This is a genomic window from Bradyrhizobium sp. Arg816, from assembly GCF_029989365.1.
GTDB lineage: Bacteria > Pseudomonadota > Alphaproteobacteria > Rhizobiales > Xanthobacteraceae > Bradyrhizobium.
Genome location: NZ_JAPRAQ010000001.1, coordinates 211,896 through 227,348, shown reverse-complemented (window position 1 = coordinate 227,348; position 15,453 = coordinate 211,896). Strand labels below are relative to the sequence as shown.

The following is a 15,453-nucleotide window of genomic DNA, read 5'->3' as shown; positions in this document are numbered from 1 at the left end:
CCACGCCTGCGCCCAGAGGCGGCGAACGATCAGAAGAACCCGAGCGCCTTGGTCGAGTAGCTGACCAGGACGTTCTTGGTCTGCTGGTAATGATCCAGCATCATCTTGTGGGTCTCACGCCCGATGCCCGACTGCTTGTAGCCGCCGAACGCCGCATGCGCGGGGTAGGCGTGGTAGCAATTGGTCCAGACCCGGCCGGCCTGGATGGCCCGGCCGAAGCGATAGGCGCGGTTGCCGTTGCGGGTCCAGACGCCGGCACCAAGGCCGTAGAGCGTGTCGTTGGCGATCGCGAGCGCGTCCTCCTCGTTCTTGAACTTTGCGACCGAGACGACCGGCCCAAAGATCTCCTCCTGGAACACGCGCATCTTGTTGTGGCCTTCGAAGATGGTCGGCTCGACGTAATAGCCCTCGGCGAGCTCACCCTCCATCGACGCACGCTTGCCGCCGGTCAGCACCTTCGCGCCTTCCTGCTTGCCGATGTCGAGGTAGGACAGGATCTTCTCCAACTGGTCGTTCGAGGCCTGCGCGCCGATCATGGTCGAGGCATCGAGCGGGTGACCCTGCTTGATCTTCTTGGTCCGCGCGACCGCCATCTCCATGAACTTGTCGTAGATCGATTCCTGCACCAGCACGCGGCTCGGGCAGGTGCAGACCTCGCCCTGGTTGAGCGCGAACATCGCAAAGCCTTCCAATGCCTTGTCGAGGAAGTCGTCGTCGGTCTCGGCGACGTCGGCGAAGAAGATGTTCGGCGATTTTCCACCGAGCTCCAGCGTCACCGGAATGAGATTGTCGGACGCATATTGCATGATCATGCGGCCCGTCGTGGTCTCGCCGGTGAAGGCGATCTTTGCGATCCGCTTGTTCTGCGCCAGCGGCTTGCCGGCCTCGATGCCAAAGCCGTTGACGACGTTGATGACGCCGGGCGGCAGGATGTCCGCGATCAGCTCCATCACGGCGAGGATGCCGAGCGGCGTCTGCTCGGCGGGCTTGAGCACCACGCAATTGCCGGCGGCCAGCGCCGGCGCGAGCTTCAACGTCGCCATCAGGATCGGAAAATTCCAGGGAATGATCTGGCCGACGACGCCGAGCGGCTCATGATAGTGATAGGCGACGGTGTCGTGATCGATCTCGGAGATGCCGCCTTCCTGGGCGCGCACCACGCTTGCAAAATAACGCCAGTGGTCGACCACCAGCGGCATGTCGGCATGCGTGGTCTCGCGGATCGGCTTGCCGTTGTCGAACGTCTCGATCAGCGCCAGCAGGTCGAGATTGGATTCGAGCTTGTCGGCGATCTTGTTGAGGATGCGCGAGCGCTCCTGCACCGACGTCTTGCCCCAGGATTCCTTTGCCTTGTGAGCGGCGTCGAGCGCGAGCTCAATGTCCGCGGCGGTCGAGCGGGGCACCGAGCAGAGCTTCTTGCCGGTGATCGGGCTTGGATTGTCAAAATACTTGCCTTCGACGGGAGCAACCCATTTGCCGCCGATGAAATTGTCGTAGCGTTCGCGGATGAGGAGAGTCTTCGAGACCTGGTCGAGCGCCTGCTGGAACATGGTATTTCCTCCGTGGATTGATCGGCGTTCTCTGCGCCTTGAATCATGCGGTCTCGCGCGTCGTCGAACGGACGCTCCGATCGCGGCGGAGCACCACGGCGCAAAATTAGCCAATCCGGAGCGTTCGCCGCTCCGGCAACGAGGGGAGATTTTGGATCATCCCGGCGAAACCACGCGAAGTCTGCGCCGGGCCGCATGGTTCGTCAACGCTATATACGATGAAATATGGCGCGCAGCCGCGGGACATGGACGCGCAGCGCGATTGCTGCGCTGCGCGTCCGCTGGTGCGTTACTTCGGCAGTGCAATCGGCTTCAGTGTGAAGGCGCCCGGGTCTTTGCTCTTGTTGTCACCGATGACGTAGGACAGTTTGCCTTCCGCGACCCAGCCGGTATTGCCCACCTGCGCGACCGAGACCGGCTCGGCGAGCCCGTCCTTGATCACCTCGATCCGCGCCTCGTCGCCGCTGACGGTGACCTTGTCGAGACGTCCGGCGCCCTCGATCAGCAGAAAACCGCTGCCGAATGTGCGAAGCGCATCGGCGTGGTCCAGCGCGCTTGACGGCTTCAGCTCCGTGATGGCGCCGGACTTGCCGTCCTTGGCGGCGATCCGGAACAGTTTTGCCGGGATGAAGGTCGTGACATAGACGTTGCCGTCGGAACCAACGGCGATGCCGTCGAGACCCACGCCGTCCTTGGCCGGTGCCAGCACCGGGTCCGTCGCCCAGACCTCGAGCGCGGTCGCGCCCGGCTTGAGACTGTAGACATAAGGCGCGAAGGAGTCGCTGACATAGGCTGTTCCATCGGCGCCCACCGCGATGTCGTTGCAGAAGGATTTTTCGTCCTTGAGCGGGAAGCTGCTCCTGGGCGCACCCGTTCGCAGGTCGAACGTCTTGAGGAATGCGCCTTTGCCTTCGCCGGGGCTGGGAACGCCGAGGCCGGAGAGGTCGTTTGAGCAGGCATAGAGCGTGCCGCTTGTCTCGTCGGCCAGCACCCCGAGCGTGGAGCGGCTGCCATTGGCGCCGGGCGAGACGAAGGCATCCACCTTGCCGGTCGGCGTAATCCGCGTCACGCCGCCATGGTTGAAGCTGCCGACATAGAGTGCGCCGTCACTGGTCGACGTCACGCTCTCGGGAAAACTCTTTTCGGGCAGATTGACCGGCGTGGTCTGCGCCCGGGCAAGACCGGTGGTCAGTAGGCAGGCGGTGAGGATGGCAACGGCCGCGCCGAGTGCGCGACCGGTCATGAGCGTTTCTCCCTGCGTGCGCGAGCGCGAGGCATCATTGTACTTTTTCATGATTGCGATTCCTGACGAATAAGAAGGGACTATTCTTCAGAGGCGAGCTTTGTCGGCCGTTTTGTCGCTATGGCTGGCGGTTTGTTGATCCTCCCGGGCCGCCTTGCCGCATTCGATGTATACGGATAAATATAGCGAGACGAAGGCCGACGGCCGGAATGTAAGAGGATCCCACGATGTCCCGTCATGTTGCACCGGCGCAGGGCGCCGCCGATGGTCGCTGGGAGGATGTTCAGCGCAGGTGCCTGAGCTGCAACGGGATTATCGAGAGCCTTGGCGATCAGGACCTCGACATCGGCCTCAACGCCAAGCTCGGTCTGGTCTCGGACGAGTGCGCGCTCGTCTGCAACGCGTGCACCGCAAAATTGATCGAGATGCGTCCGGCAGGCGGGAAGGCCGTCACGCGGCGCAGATAAGATCGCGATCAAAGCAGTTTGACAGGAACGAGGATAACGAGTGAAGCAAGAGCAGGCAGAGCTTTCAGCGCGGCGTATGGCGCTGGTCGAGGCCGAGAAACGTGCAGAGACCCTCTTCGACGAGATCGAACGGCGACACCTGATCCGGCCGGGCCGCACCGAGCGCGAGATCGAGCAGGAGATCTATACGATCGCCCTTGAGCAATTCGGCGTCGAGAAGCACTGGCACAAGCGTATCGTGAGGGCGCGCGAGAACACGCTGACACTGGCCGCCGACAATCCGCCGATCCGGAATATCGAGGCCGACGACATCGTCTATGTCGACCTCGGTCCCGTCTTCGAGGATTGGGAGGCGGACCTTGGACGGACCTATGTCCTGGGCAATCATCCCGGCGGGCCGCTGGTGGAAGCGCTGCCTGTCGTGTTCGACAGGGTGCAAGCCCACTATCTCGCTTCGCCCGACATCACGGGCCAGGATTTGTACGCGTTTGCAGAGAAGGCGTCCGAACAGGCTGGCTGGCGTTTTGGCGGCGCCATCGCGGGCCATCTCGTCAGCGAGTTCGCCCATGCCCACATCCCCGGCGACAAGAACCTCAATCGCGTGCAGCCCGGGAACGACAAGCGGATGCGCGACCCCGACGAGCTCGGCCGGGAGCGGCACTGGATCTTGGAGATCCATCTCGTCGAGCCGAATGGCTCCTACGGCGGATTTTACGAGCGTCTGCTATAGTGCCGACGCATCCGGACATCGAGGTCGAATGAAACTGCTTGTCTCCGCGTTGTGTCTCGCCGTCGGCGTCGTCGCCGCCCATGCCGAGCCGGCGCGCGTCTTCGCCGCGGGAAGCCTGACGGCGCCGCTGAAGCAGGCAATCAAGGCCGCGGGCCTTGACGCCTCGCAGGTCGCCGATCCCGTGTTCGGCCCGTCGGGTGGTCTGCGCGAACGGATCGAGAAGGGCGAGGCCGTTGATTTTTACCTGTCGGCCGACACGGCGCATCCGCGCACGCTGGTGGCTCAACGGCCCCAGGCGCTGATGATCCCGTTCGCGCGCAATACGCTCTGCCTGTTCAGCCGTGAGGCGGTCGGGCTGACCGAGGCGAACGCGCTGGAGACGATGCTGGACCCCAGGATACGTCTGGCGACGTCGACGCCGATCGTCGATCCCGGCGGCGACTATGCTTTTGCGGTGTTCAAGCGCGCGGAGAAGGTCCGGGCCGGTGCGGAGGCGGTGCTCAGCAACAAGGCGCTGAAGCTGATCGGCGGTCCGGCCGCGATCAAGCCGCTGGAAGGCCATTCGCCTGCCGCCAGCATCTTCCTCGCCGACAAGGCGGATGTGCTGCTGGTCTATTGCAGCGGCCGGCAGCAGACCCTCCGCGAGGTTCCGGGATTGAAGGTCTCGCGCCTGCCGGCGGAAATCGACGTCGTCGCCACCTATGGGCTCGCATTGCTCACGGACAATCCGGCCGCCGCAAGGCTCGCGCTGTTCCTGTTGTCGGACAAGGGGCAGGACATTCTCGCCGAAAACGGTCTTGTGAAGATCGCTCCCACTGAGCGGTGATAAGAGCAGGCCCATGATCCTCTATCTATTGGCCTATCTCGGTGGCGTCCTGACCATCGTGAGTCCGTGCATCCTGCCGGTCATCCCATTCGTGCTGGCGCGCGCCGATCGGCCGTTCCTGCGGAACGGGCTGCCGATGCTGATCGGCATGTCGCTGGCCTTTGCCGTCGTCGCGACGTTGGCCTCGGTGGCGGGCGGCTGGGTCGTCTCCGCCAATCAATACGGGCGTGCAGCCGCGCTGATCCTGCTGGCCGTGTTCGGCCTGACGCTGGTGTTTCCTGAGCTGGCCGACCGCCTGATGCGGCCGCTCGTGGCGGTAGGCGCGCGCATCTCGCAATCGGCGGAGCAGCCGGGCGAGGACAGTCTTGTCGCGCCGTTCGTGCTCGGCATCGCTACGGGCTTCCTCTGGGCGCCTTGCGCAGGCCCCGTGCTCGGCCTGATCCTGACCGGCGCAGCGCTCCAGGGTGCAAATGCCGGAACGGCGTTGCTGCTTCTGGTTTACGCCGCGGGAGCGGCGACCTCGCTGGCGCTGGCCCTGCTGGTCGGCGGGCGGGTCTTTGCCGCGATGAAGCGATCGATCGGCGCTGGTGAATGGATCAGGCGTGGCGTGGGCGTCGCCGTGCTCGCGGCTGTCGTCGCCATTTCGCTTGGTCTGGACACCGGCTTCCTCACCAACCTCTCGGTCGGCAGCACGACGTCACTTGAGCAGGCACTGCTCGACAAGCTTCGCCCGAACCAGAAGACGGTGATGACCGGCCCGTCGATGCAGGCCAAGCCCGCTGGCGAGGCCGCCTCCGGCCTGACGGTGGAAGATCTCGATCCCACGCTGGCCGGCGCGCAGGAGTGGCTGAACTCGCCTCCGCTCACGTTTGAGGCGCTCAAGGGCAAAGTCGTCCTCGTCGATTTCTGGACCTATTCCTGCATCAACTGCCTGCGCTCGATCCCCTATGTCCGTGCCTGGGCGGAGAAATATCGCGATCAGGGGCTGGTGGTGATCGGCGTGCACGCGCCCGAATTCGCTTTCGAGCGCAACGTCGCCAACGTCAAGAATGCGGTTTCGACGCTGAGGATCGGCTACCCCGTCGCGATCGACAACGACTACAAGATCTGGCGCTCGTTCGAGAACCAGTACTGGCCCGCGCACTACTTCATCGATGCCAACGGCAAGGTCCGTCACCATCATTTCGGCGAGGGCGAGTATGCGGAGTCCGAGCGCGTGATCCAGACGCTGCTCGCCGAAGCCGGCAACAGGAACGTTCCGTCCGACGTCGTCGCGGTCAAGGCCTCGGGCGCGGAGGCGGCTGCGTCCGACAGCGCCGACGTCCAGTCGCACGAGACCTATGTCGGCTATAGCCGCGGCGAAAACTTCGTCTCACCCGGCGGCGTGGTGAAGGACGAGGCCCACGCCTACGCCGCCGGCGAGCCGCAGCTCAACGACTGGTCGCTGACCGGCAACTGGACGGTCGGGCCCGAGCGCGGGCAACTGAATGCTCCTGATGGCAGCATCGTCTACCGCTTCCACGCCCGCGACCTGCATCTCGTGCTCGGCCCTGCAACGGAAGGCGCCAGCATTCGCTTTCGCGTCACCATCGACGGCAAGCCGCCCGGGGCCGCGCATGGCATGGACACGGACGCCGACGGCAACGGCGTGGTGACGACGCAGCGCCTCTATCAGCTCATCCGTACCCCGGACGCCGTCACCGACCACACCTTCGAAATCCGCTTCCTCGATGCCGGCCTTCAGGCTTACGCGTTCACGTTCGGCTGAGAGAGTGATCGCCGGGATGCTGCCCCGCGCGTTGCGGGAGCAGCAGCAGGCACACCAGCATAAAAGCTGCGATCACGACCGAGGCCAGCGGCCGGCTCAGCGCCAGGCCGCCGTGGTCGAGCGGCTTGTCGAGAAAGTCGCCGACGGTCGCACCCAGCGGACGCGTCAAGATGAAGGCGGCCCAGAACAGCGTGACGCGCGAGGCGCGGGTCCAGAAGTAAAGTGCAGCGATAACGGCGAGTCCGGCCGCGAAGATCAATGCGCCGCCGCGATAGCCCATATCGCCGGTATCTGCGATCCAGTCGCTGAGCGCAGTACCCAGTGTTTGCGAAAAGGTGATCGCGCCCCAATAGAAGGCCTCAACGCGCGGTGTGCTGACGCTGTTGACCGAGATCGTTCCCTCGGCGCGATACCAGAGGCCGAGCACCAGCACGAGACAAGTGAGCAGCAGCGTCGAGCCGCCGGTATAACCGATGCCAAGCGAGCGGTCGGCGAAGTCGGCCATCGTGGTGCCGAAGGTGGTCGATGCGACGATGGTGGCCCAATACAGTGCCGGATGGAATTTGCGCGCGCGGACCTGCGCCGCGACCAGGACGATCATGGCCGCGAGGAACAGGCAAGTCCCGGCCAGATAGCCCCAGTTCAGCGTCATGGTGACGGTGTCGCCGCCGGTCTCGCCGAGCGTGGTGGCGGCGATCTTGATGATCCAGAAGCCGAGCGTGACCTCGGGGACCTTGCTCTCGTTGCTGATACTGCTTTTGGTCTGATCTTCCATTGTGTCCTCGTTGATGCGTCAGCCGCGGACCGGGATCCGCGGCTGACGGGATGATGGCGCGCAGAGGCGTCAGGACTTCGCGGCGGTATCCATGGCCGCGAGCAGATCAGCGATCGCCTGCTTGCACTTCGCCGCATCCGGCGCGCCCGCGCGCAGCGCCTCCAGCGCGCGGTCGATCGCCTTGTCGACGGTGTGCCAATCGGCTGCCGCGCGCGGCTTCAATCCGGCTTCGGCCTCGTCCCATTTGGTCTCGAGGTCCTTGATCCTCGTCTTGGCGGCGGGGAGGTCGCCCTTGTCGATCAGCGCGGCGACGTCGACCACGATGCTCCGGAACGGCGTGAGATCGCCGAGCTTTGCGGTCGCGGCTTCTGCGAGCGGCACGAAGGTGAAGTGCTGGGTCGCATGCATGCGCGGCTCGCCTGTGAGGGTCGTCACGAGGCAGACGGCGACGGCGGAAATCAGTTTCATCATGTGGTTTCTCCTGGTGGAGCTCCTGCTTCGTGCAGAGAGCGGGATTTCGCGGTTGAAACTATTGCGCCGGATCGGCGCGGCGCCTGCCGTCGCCCTCGAAGGTCACCCAGGCGACGAGGCCGACGATCACGGTCAGGAAGGCGATGCTGGTCTGGATCGTGCCGAGGCCGATGCCGCCGTACTCGCGCGATTGCGAGAGCAAATCGCCGAGCGAGGCGCCGAGCGGGCGGGTAAGGATGTAGGCAAGCCAGAAGGTGAGGACGGGATTGGCGCCGAAATAATAGGCCATCATCACCGCCGCGATCAGCATGCCGAAGGCGGCGACGCCGAGCTGGAAACCGAGACCGAGTGCTTCGGTGGCAAGATCGCCTGCGGCCGTGCCGAGCGCGAAGGTGAACAGGATTGCCGTCCAGTAAAATAGCTCGCGCCGCGTCGTCACGATGCTGTGGATCGACAGCGTGCGCTCGACGCCGTACCAGACCGCAAAGGTCGCGGCGAGCGCGCAAGCGAACGCCGCTGTGCTGATGTAGAGGCTGATCTCGAGCTTGTCGGTCAGGAGATCCGTGAGCTGCGTGCCGACGATACTGACGAGAACGACGGTCAGCCAGTAGATCCAGGGCACGTAGACGCGGCGGTTCAGTTGCAGCAGCAGGGCTGCGACCAGCAGGCCGCTCATGCAGATCGCGGTCAGGCTGGCGCCGAGGCCGACATGCACCGCGAGATAGTCGGCGCCGGTCTCGCCAACCGTGGTCGAGAGAATCTTGATGGCCCAGAAGATCGCCGTGACCTCCGGAACCTTGTTCAGCATCCGTCTTGCGCCAAAACCTGAATATTGCGACACGCCCAAATCTCCCAAAGCCGAAGCGATGCGAGACCGTCGCGCAGGCGACTTAGGCCGGGCTTAGGGACGAGAATTTTCAATGCGGGGGCGGCGTTCGCCGCATTTTTGGCCTGCTGGCGCTCCCTAACTCTGCGCTAAGTCGGAACGGCCATGATTTTGACGGCCGGATGGCCGGCGGTTTCGAGGATCGAGCTTTGCGGGTACTGCTGATCGAAGACGACAGGATGGTTGGAGCCGCCGTCGAACAGGCGCTGAAGGATGCTGCTTACGCCGTCGACTGGGTGAGGGACGGCGAGTCCGCGCTGCTTGCTGCCTCAGCCGAGTCTTATGAGGTGCTGCTGCTCGATCTCGGCCTGCCGAACGCGGACGGTCGGGATATCCTGCGGCAGCTGCGCGCGAATGGCTGCAGGTGCCCGGTCATTATCGTCACCGCGCGGGATGGCGTCGATCACAGGATCGAAGGCCTAGATCTCGGCGCAGACGATTATCTGGTCAAGCCGTTCGAGATCCGCGAATTGCTGGCGCGGATGCGGGCGGTGCTTCGCCGCGAAGGCAGCGGTGCGCCCGCTGTGCTTGGCAACGGCAAGCTCAGTCTCGATCCTGCGACCCGCGAGGCTTCTCTGTGTGGCCAAACGGCCCTCCTGACCGCGCGCGAGTTCGCGCTGCTCCAGGCATTGTTGACGCGCCCCGGCACCATCCTGTCGCGAAGCGAACTCGAGCGGCAGCTGTACGGCTGGAACGAGGAGGTCGAAAGCAACGCGGTCGAATTCCTGATCCACACCATCCGAAAGAAGCTTGGTACGGAGGCGATCCGTAACGTGCGCGGGATGGGATGGATGGTGGATCGCGCGCCATGATCAACTCGCTGCGCGGCCGGCTGTTCATCAGCTTGACGACGATCGTGCTGGTGACCGGGCTCATCGGAGGCGTCTTCGCACACCGGTGGGCATTCGATGAGGCGATCGAGACGCAGGACTCCGTGCTGATCCAGATCGCGGGCCTCGTTCAGAGCGGTGGCTTCACCGGAGCTCAGGACCTCCATGGGGTCGATGAAAACTCCGAGGTCTGGCTGATGGAGCTGGGCAAGGCGCCGCAAGGCACACCCGAGGAGCGCCAGTTGTGGCGGCTTCAGGATGGGATGCGCGATGCAACGCGACAGGGAAAACCGGTCCGGGTGGTGCTGAGGACGCGATCCGATGGCAGCCGGTTTGCCGTGGCCCAGAGCACGGGGGTCAGGGATGAGATCGCGAGTGACATGGCGCTCCGCACCGTGCTTCCGATCGCCGCGCTGATCCCTTGCCTGATGCTGGTGATCGCCTTTGTCATTGCCGGATCGCTTCGACCCATGGTCCGGCTGGCGGACGAACTCAACGCACGGCGTGCGGATGACATGACGGCGTTGCCGCTTCGCGAGCTCCCAAGCGAACTGAATCCGTTCGTGTCTTCCATCAACGGCCTGTTGCAGCGCATGCACGAAATGATAGGGCAGCAGCGAAGGTTTATCGCGGATGCCGCGCACGAACTGCGCACACCGCTCACGGCGTTGAGCGTACAGGCTGAGAATCTCGATCACGTCGAACTGCCGCCGGCCGCGCGCGAGCGCCTTGCGGCGCTTCGGCAGGGCATGAGTCGCAGCAAGCATCTTCTGGAGCAGTTGCTTGCGCTGGCGCGCCACGACGCTGCGTCCACCGATTGCCGGCAATGGGAAGTCGTGGAGCTCGATCACGCGGCGAAGAGCGTCATCGCCGATCTCTTGCGGGAGGCGATCAGCCGCGGCGTCGATCTTGGTTTCGAACGGGCCGAGTCAGTTCCGGTGCGCGGCGAGCCGGTCATGCTCGCAGCCATGATCCGCAATCTTCTCGATAACGCGCTCCGTTTCACGCCGGCGGGCGGCAGGATCGATGTGGCGATTTACCGGGATGGCGCCATGGCTGTGCTTCGGATCGAGGACAATGGGCCAGGCGTGTCCCCCGACGAGATCGGCCGGATATTTGAGCCGTTCTTCCGTGGGCAGCGGCCGGAAGGCGAGGGCGTCGGTCTGGGCCTCTCGATCGTCAAGCGGATTGTCGATCGACTTGGGGGAACGATCGACGCCGCGAATATCACGGAGAGCGAACGAAGCGGATTGCGGATCGTCATCAAGCTGCCCGCGGCGGCCGCGTAATGTCACTCCCCCTGGATCCATTCCGCCACGCCGCGCCACAGCGTGTCGCGGTGCTCGGGGCGGAAGAAGCCGAAATGGCCGATCGCCTTGGCGCCGACGTCGGACGGCTTGACCGTCAGCACCTCCGGCTTGATCGCGGTGAAGCCGCTCGCGAGCAGTTCGACCGCGGGCCGCGTCGCCCAGGGATCGTCGGAGAAGCAGAGCGCGCGCAGCTCGCCCTTGAACTTTGCGAAGTTCTCCAGCGCCGGTAATTTGGAGTCGAACAGATAGCGCGGGCTGGAGACCCAGTCGGCCCATTGCAGGAAAACCCCCTTGGGCAGATCCTCGCCGATGCCGGCCCAGCCCGGCGCGTAGCCGAGCGCGTGGACGAGCGGCACGCCGACGAAATTCATGAAGGCGTAGACGCGGTATTTTTCCGGCGACGTCATCAGCCGCCAGGTCGCGGCCTGCGAGGCCACGAAGGCGGCGCGCGAAATGTCGCTGTTGTTGTCGATCAGTCCGAGCGCCTGGCCGCCGAAGGAGTGGCCGACATAGGCGAGCGGCAGGGTGGTGTAGCGCTCGCGCATCCAGCGCACCGCGGCGGTGACGTCCTGCGCGGCCCAGTCCGACATCGAGGCCTTGAAGCCGACCAGCGATTTCGGCTGGTTGTAGCCGACCATCGCCGGCTGCCGGGAATCGCCGATGCCGCGATAATCGTAGGTCAGGACCGCGCAGCCGCGATGGGCGAGGTAGGAGGCAAAGCCGCGATAGATCTTTCGCGGGACGGCGGTGGCGGAGTTGATCAGCACCGCATGGCGTTTGCTGGCGCGCGGCAGGAACAGGGTGCCTGCCAGCGGATAGCCGTCCGTCGCCGGGAAGGTGATCTCGTCGATGAAAACGTCGTTGCGCGCCGCGTCCATGGGCAGCCGATGTCCTGCCGGTTTCCTTGCCAGCCCTCAGCAAATGCGAATTCGGCTTTCCCCGCAAGGGTTTGCAGTGCGAAATGGATTTACAACTGGCGGCGGGGGACTGGGCTGTGTATAAGGCGGCCCTCGCAACCCACAGATCAGGTTGTGCTTTTTTGCTTCACGGAGAGATTGCGATGTCCGAGCGGTGGACGCCCGAGTCCTGGCGCAGCAAGCCGGTGCTACAGGTGCCCGATTATCCCGACGCCAAGGCCTTGGCCGACGTCGAGGCGCAGCTTGCGACCTTTCCGCCGCTGGTGTTCGCGGGCGAGGCGCGCAATCTGAAGAAGTCGCTGGCCCGCGTTGCGGCCGGCGAGGCCTTCCTGCTCCAGGGCGGCGACTGCGCCGAGAGCTTTGCCGAGCACGGCGCCAACAACATCCGCGATTTCTTCCGCGTGCTGCTCCAGATGGCGGTGGTGTTGACCTATGCCGGCGCGGTGCCGGTGGTGAAGGTCGGCCGCATCGCCGGCCAGTTCGCAAAACCGCGGTCGTCGCCGACCGAGAAGATGAACGGCGTCGAGCTGCCGAGCTATCGCGGCGACATCGTCAACGACATCGCCTTCACCAAGGAAGCGCGCGTGCCGGACCCGCAGCGCCAGCTGATGGCCTATCGCCAGTCGGCCGCGACGCTGAACCTGCTGCGGGCATTCGCGACCGGCGGCTTTGCTAATCTCGGCAGCGTGCATCAATGGATGCTCGGCTTCCTGAAGGACTCGCCGCAGTCCCGCCGCTACAAGGAACTGGCCGACCGCATCTCCGACGCGCTCAATTTCATGCGCGCCTGTGGTCTCGACCTCGAGAGCCATCCTGAGCTGCGCGCGACCGATTTCTACACCAGCCACGAGGCGCTGCTGCTCGGCTACGAGCAGGCCATGACCCGGGTCGATTCCACCACCGGCGACTGGTACGCGACCTCGGGCCACATGATCTGGATCGGCGACCGCACCCGCCAGCTCGATCACGGCCATGTCGAATATTTCCGCGGCATCAAGAACCCGATCGGCCTGAAGTGCGGCCCGTCGCTCAAGCCCGACGAGCTCTTGAAGCTGATCGACGTGCTCAACCCCGACAACGAGCCGGGCCGGCTGACGCTGATCAACCGCTTCGGCTCCGACAAGGTCGCCGACCATCTTCCGGGATTGATCCGCGCCGTGAAGCGCGAGGGCAGGGTTGTGGTCTGGTCGTGCGATCCCATGCACGGCAACACCATCACCTCGACGTCGGGCTACAAGACACGCCCGTTCGACCGCGTCCTGTCGGAGGTGAAGTCGTTCTTCACCATCCACGCCGCGGAAGGCACGCACGCCGGCGGCGTGCATCTGGAGATGACCGGCCAGGACGTCACCGAGTGTATCGGCGGCGCCCGCGCGATCACCGACGAGGATCTCAACGACCGCTACCACACGGTCTGCGATCCCCGCCTCAATGCCGAGCAATCGATCGACATGGCTTTCCTGATCGCGGAGCTCCTCAAGCAGGAGCGCGCCGGCAAGGCCAGGCCGATGCCGGTCGCCGCGGGGCTCTAACACCTTGCTGCGGATCTGGAAGGCGACGATCAATTCACGCAACGGTCTGGCCTTCGCGTTCCGGTCGGAGCAGGCCGTTCGCGAGGAGATTTTTGCGCTCATCCTGTCGGTGCCGCTGGCATGGTTCGTCGCCGCGACGGCGCTGCGGGCGGTTGAGCTGGTCTGTTCGGTTGCGTTCGTGCTGACGGTCGAGCTGCTCAACACCGCGATCGAGAAGCTTGCCGACCGCCTGACCATGGATCACGACAAGCAGATCGGCCGGGTCAAGGACATGGGCTCGGCCGCGGTCGGCGTTGCGCTGCTGATGGCCGGCGCGTTCTGGATCATCGCCATCATCGAGCGATTGGGGTTCCTCTGAAGCGGAGTGCGGCGCCATGACCGAACGTCTCAACGTCTTCGCGGTCACGCTCGCCCAGCTCAATCCGACCATGGGCGACATCGAGGGCAATGCCGCGAAAGTGCGTGCCGCGCGCGCGCAAGCCAAGTCCGACGGCGCCGATCTCGTGCTGTTTCCGGAATTGTTCATCGCCGGCTACCCGCCGGAAGATCTGGTGCAGAAGCCGGCGTTTCAGGACGCCTGCCGCGCCGCGATCGAGGCGCTCGCGCGCGAGACCGCCGATGGCGGCCCGGCGGTGCTGGTCGGCACGCCCTGGGTCGAGGACGGCAGGCTCCATAATGCCTGCGCGCTGCTCGATGGCGGCCGCATCGCCGCACTGCGCTTCAAGTGCAACTTGCCGAATTACGGCGTGTTCGACGAGAAGCGGCTGTTTTCGCGCGGCCCTGCCGCAGGTCCCGTGACCGTGCGCGGCGTGCGGATCGGCGTGCCGATCTGCGAGGACATCTGGCTGGAGGAGTCCGAGGATTACGAGAATGTGGTCGAGACGCTGGCCGAGACCGGCGCCGAGATCATCCTGGTGCCGAACGGCTCGCCCTATGCCCGCGACAAGAGCGATGTGCGCCTGTCGGTCGCCGTGGCGCGCGTCACCGAGAGCGGCCTGCCGCTGGTCTATCTCAACCAGGTTTGCGGTCAGGACGAGCTGGTGTTCGACGGCGCGTCCTTTGCACTCAACGGCGATCTCTCGCTCGCGGCGCAATTGCCGGCTTTCGAAGAGAGCGTCACCACATTGCGCTTCACCAGGAACGGCGACGATTGGCGCTGCGCGGGGCCGATTGCCGCGCAGCCCGAGGGCGACCACGCCGACTACGCGGCCTGCGTGCTGGGCTTGCGCGACTATGTCGCCAAGAACGGATTTCCCGGCGTTCTGCTCGGCATTTCCGGCGGCATCGACTCCGCTCTCTGCGCGGCGATCGCGGTCGATGCGCTCGGTGCCGACCAGGTGCATGGGGTGATGCTGCCTTATCGCTACACCGCAGCACACTCGATCGCGGACGCGGGCGAACTCGCCGGGCATCTCGGAATCCGCTACGAGGTGCTGCCGATCGCTGAAGCCGTGACCGGCTTCGAGACCATCCTGTCCGGCATCTTCAGGAATCTGCCGCCCGATATCACCGAGGAAAACCTGCAGGCCCGCACCCGCGGCACGTTGCTGATGGCGATCTCCAACAAGACCGGGCTGATGGTGGTGACGACCGGCAACAAGTCGGAAATGTCGGTCGGCTACGCCACGCTCTATGGCGACATGAACGGCGGCTTCAATCCGATCAAGGACATCTACAAGACGCAGGTGTTTCGGTTGGCCGCGCTGCGCAACCACTGGAAGCCCGACGGCGCGCTCGGGCCTGCGGGCGAGGTCATTCCGCCCGATATCATCACGCGCCCGCCGACGGCGGAGCTGCGCGAAAACCAGACCGATCAGGATTCATTGCCGCCTTATGACGTGCTCGATGCCATCCTGGAGCGTCTGATCGAGCGCGAGGAGTCGCTCGACAAGATCATCGCCGCCGGCTTCGACCGCGAGACGGTCGTCCGCATCGATCATCTGCTCAACGTCGCCGAATACAAGCGCCGCCAGGCCGCGCCGGGCGTGAAGGTGACGGCCAGGAATTTCGGCCGCGACCGCCGCTATCCCATCACCAACCGCTTTCGCGACAAGGGCGAGCCGTCGCCCGCCGCGGACGAGACGCTGGTCTCGCGCGGCAGCACGGCGTCGATCGACGCGTTCGAGGGCTGAACTTCAGCTCGAACGA

At 64.8% G+C, this 15,453-nt stretch carries 15 protein-coding genes; 9 read left to right on the top strand and 6 right to left on the bottom strand.

What is annotated here, in order from left to right:
* Nucleotides 1-29: 29 nt before the first annotated feature.
* Together adh and OWC48_RS01060 are read right to left on the bottom strand one after the other, a co-directional pair.
* Nucleotides 30-1,550, bottom strand: coding sequence for an aldehyde dehydrogenase (gene adh, locus OWC48_RS01065; protein WP_282518256.1), 1,521 nt, complete (start codon nucleotides 1,548-1,550; stop codon nucleotides 30-32).
* Between the two features lie 289 nt (nucleotides 1,551-1,839).
* A complete protein-coding gene (locus OWC48_RS01060; protein WP_282518255.1) occupies nucleotides 1,840-2,844 on the bottom strand; it encodes a hypothetical protein in 1,005 nt (334 codons plus the stop codon).
* 176 nt (nucleotides 2,845-3,020) lie between these two features.
* Here OWC48_RS01060 and OWC48_RS01055 point away from each other — a divergent pair, with 176 nt between their 5' ends.
* The 4 genes from OWC48_RS01055 to OWC48_RS01040 are packed head-to-tail and all read left to right on the top strand — an operon-like array spanning nucleotide 3,021 to nucleotide 6,584.
* Nucleotides 3,021-3,260: a hypothetical protein gene (locus OWC48_RS01055; protein WP_282518254.1), complete on the top strand. Its 240-nt coding sequence runs from the start codon at nucleotides 3,021-3,023 to the stop codon at nucleotides 3,258-3,260.
* Nucleotides 3,261-3,300: 40 nt separating this feature from the next.
* Nucleotides 3,301-3,990 (top strand): M24 family metallopeptidase, encoded by a 690-nt coding sequence (locus OWC48_RS01050; protein ID WP_282518253.1) that lies wholly within the window; start codon nucleotides 3,301-3,303, stop codon nucleotides 3,988-3,990.
* 28 nt (nucleotides 3,991-4,018) lie between these two features.
* Nucleotides 4,019-4,816 carry a substrate-binding domain-containing protein gene (locus OWC48_RS01045; RefSeq protein ID WP_282518252.1) on the top strand — a complete coding sequence of 266 codons (798 nt, stop codon included), beginning with the start codon at nucleotides 4,019-4,021 and terminating at the stop codon, nucleotides 4,814-4,816.
* Between the two features lie 13 nt (nucleotides 4,817-4,829).
* A complete protein-coding gene (locus OWC48_RS01040; RefSeq protein ID WP_282518251.1) occupies nucleotides 4,830-6,584 on the top strand; it encodes a cytochrome c biogenesis protein DipZ in 1,755 nt (584 codons plus the stop codon).
* On the opposite strand, the gene OWC48_RS01035 is transcribed toward OWC48_RS01040, so the two are convergent.
* From OWC48_RS01035 to OWC48_RS01025, 3 genes are all read right to left on the bottom strand, one after another.
* Nucleotides 6,571-7,359 (bottom strand): hypothetical protein, encoded by a 789-nt coding sequence (locus tag OWC48_RS01035; protein ID WP_282518250.1) that lies wholly within the window; start codon nucleotides 7,357-7,359, stop codon nucleotides 6,571-6,573. The two genes, OWC48_RS01040 and OWC48_RS01035, sit on opposite strands and share 14 nt — an antisense overlap.
* A gap of 69 nt (nucleotides 7,360-7,428) precedes the next feature.
* Nucleotides 7,429-7,767 (bottom strand): hypothetical protein, encoded by a 339-nt coding sequence (locus OWC48_RS01030; RefSeq protein ID WP_282518942.1) that lies wholly within the window; start codon nucleotides 7,765-7,767, stop codon nucleotides 7,429-7,431.
* A gap of 121 nt (nucleotides 7,768-7,888) precedes the next feature.
* Nucleotides 7,889-8,638: a hypothetical protein gene (locus OWC48_RS01025; protein ID WP_247307291.1), complete on the bottom strand. Its 750-nt coding sequence runs from the start codon at nucleotides 8,636-8,638 to the stop codon at nucleotides 7,889-7,891.
* Nucleotides 8,639-8,865: 227 nt separating this feature from the next.
* On the opposite strand from OWC48_RS01025, the gene OWC48_RS01020 reads away from it, so the two are divergent.
* Both OWC48_RS01020 and OWC48_RS01015 read left to right on the top strand, forming a co-directional pair.
* The gene (locus tag OWC48_RS01020) at nucleotides 8,866-9,528 is read left to right on the top strand and encodes a response regulator transcription factor (RefSeq protein WP_071917541.1); all 663 of its coding nucleotides are present in this window, start codon (nucleotides 8,866-8,868) and stop codon (nucleotides 9,526-9,528) included.
* A complete protein-coding gene (locus OWC48_RS01015) occupies nucleotides 9,525-10,835 on the top strand; it encodes an ATP-binding protein (RefSeq protein ID WP_282518249.1) in 1,311 nt (436 codons plus the stop codon). The genes OWC48_RS01020 and OWC48_RS01015 overlap by 4 nt, the downstream gene beginning before the upstream one ends.
* Nucleotides 10,836-10,837: 2 nt before the next feature.
* Here OWC48_RS01015 and OWC48_RS01010 read toward each other — a convergent pair whose 3' ends face one another.
* On the bottom strand, nucleotides 10,838-11,734 hold the full coding sequence (locus tag OWC48_RS01010) for an alpha/beta fold hydrolase (protein WP_282518248.1): 897 nt from the start codon (nucleotides 11,732-11,734) through the stop codon (nucleotides 10,838-10,840).
* A gap of 182 nt (nucleotides 11,735-11,916) precedes the next feature.
* On the opposite strand from OWC48_RS01010, the gene OWC48_RS01005 reads away from it, so the two are divergent.
* From OWC48_RS01005 to OWC48_RS00995, 3 genes are read left to right on the top strand one after another with little or no spacing between them, the layout of a single operon-like run.
* Nucleotides 11,917-13,305 (top strand): class II 3-deoxy-7-phosphoheptulonate synthase, encoded by a 1,389-nt coding sequence (locus tag OWC48_RS01005; RefSeq protein WP_282518247.1) that lies wholly within the window; start codon nucleotides 11,917-11,919, stop codon nucleotides 13,303-13,305.
* 4 nt (nucleotides 13,306-13,309) lie between these two features.
* Complete coding sequence (locus OWC48_RS01000; RefSeq protein ID WP_063983991.1) at nucleotides 13,310-13,663, top strand: diacylglycerol kinase; 354 nt, start codon at nucleotides 13,310-13,312, stop codon at nucleotides 13,661-13,663.
* A gap of 16 nt (nucleotides 13,664-13,679) precedes the next feature.
* On the top strand, nucleotides 13,680-15,437 hold the full coding sequence (locus OWC48_RS00995) for an NAD+ synthase (RefSeq protein WP_282518246.1): 1,758 nt from the start codon (nucleotides 13,680-13,682) through the stop codon (nucleotides 15,435-15,437).
* The last annotated feature ends 16 nt before the right edge of the window (nucleotides 15,438-15,453 follow it).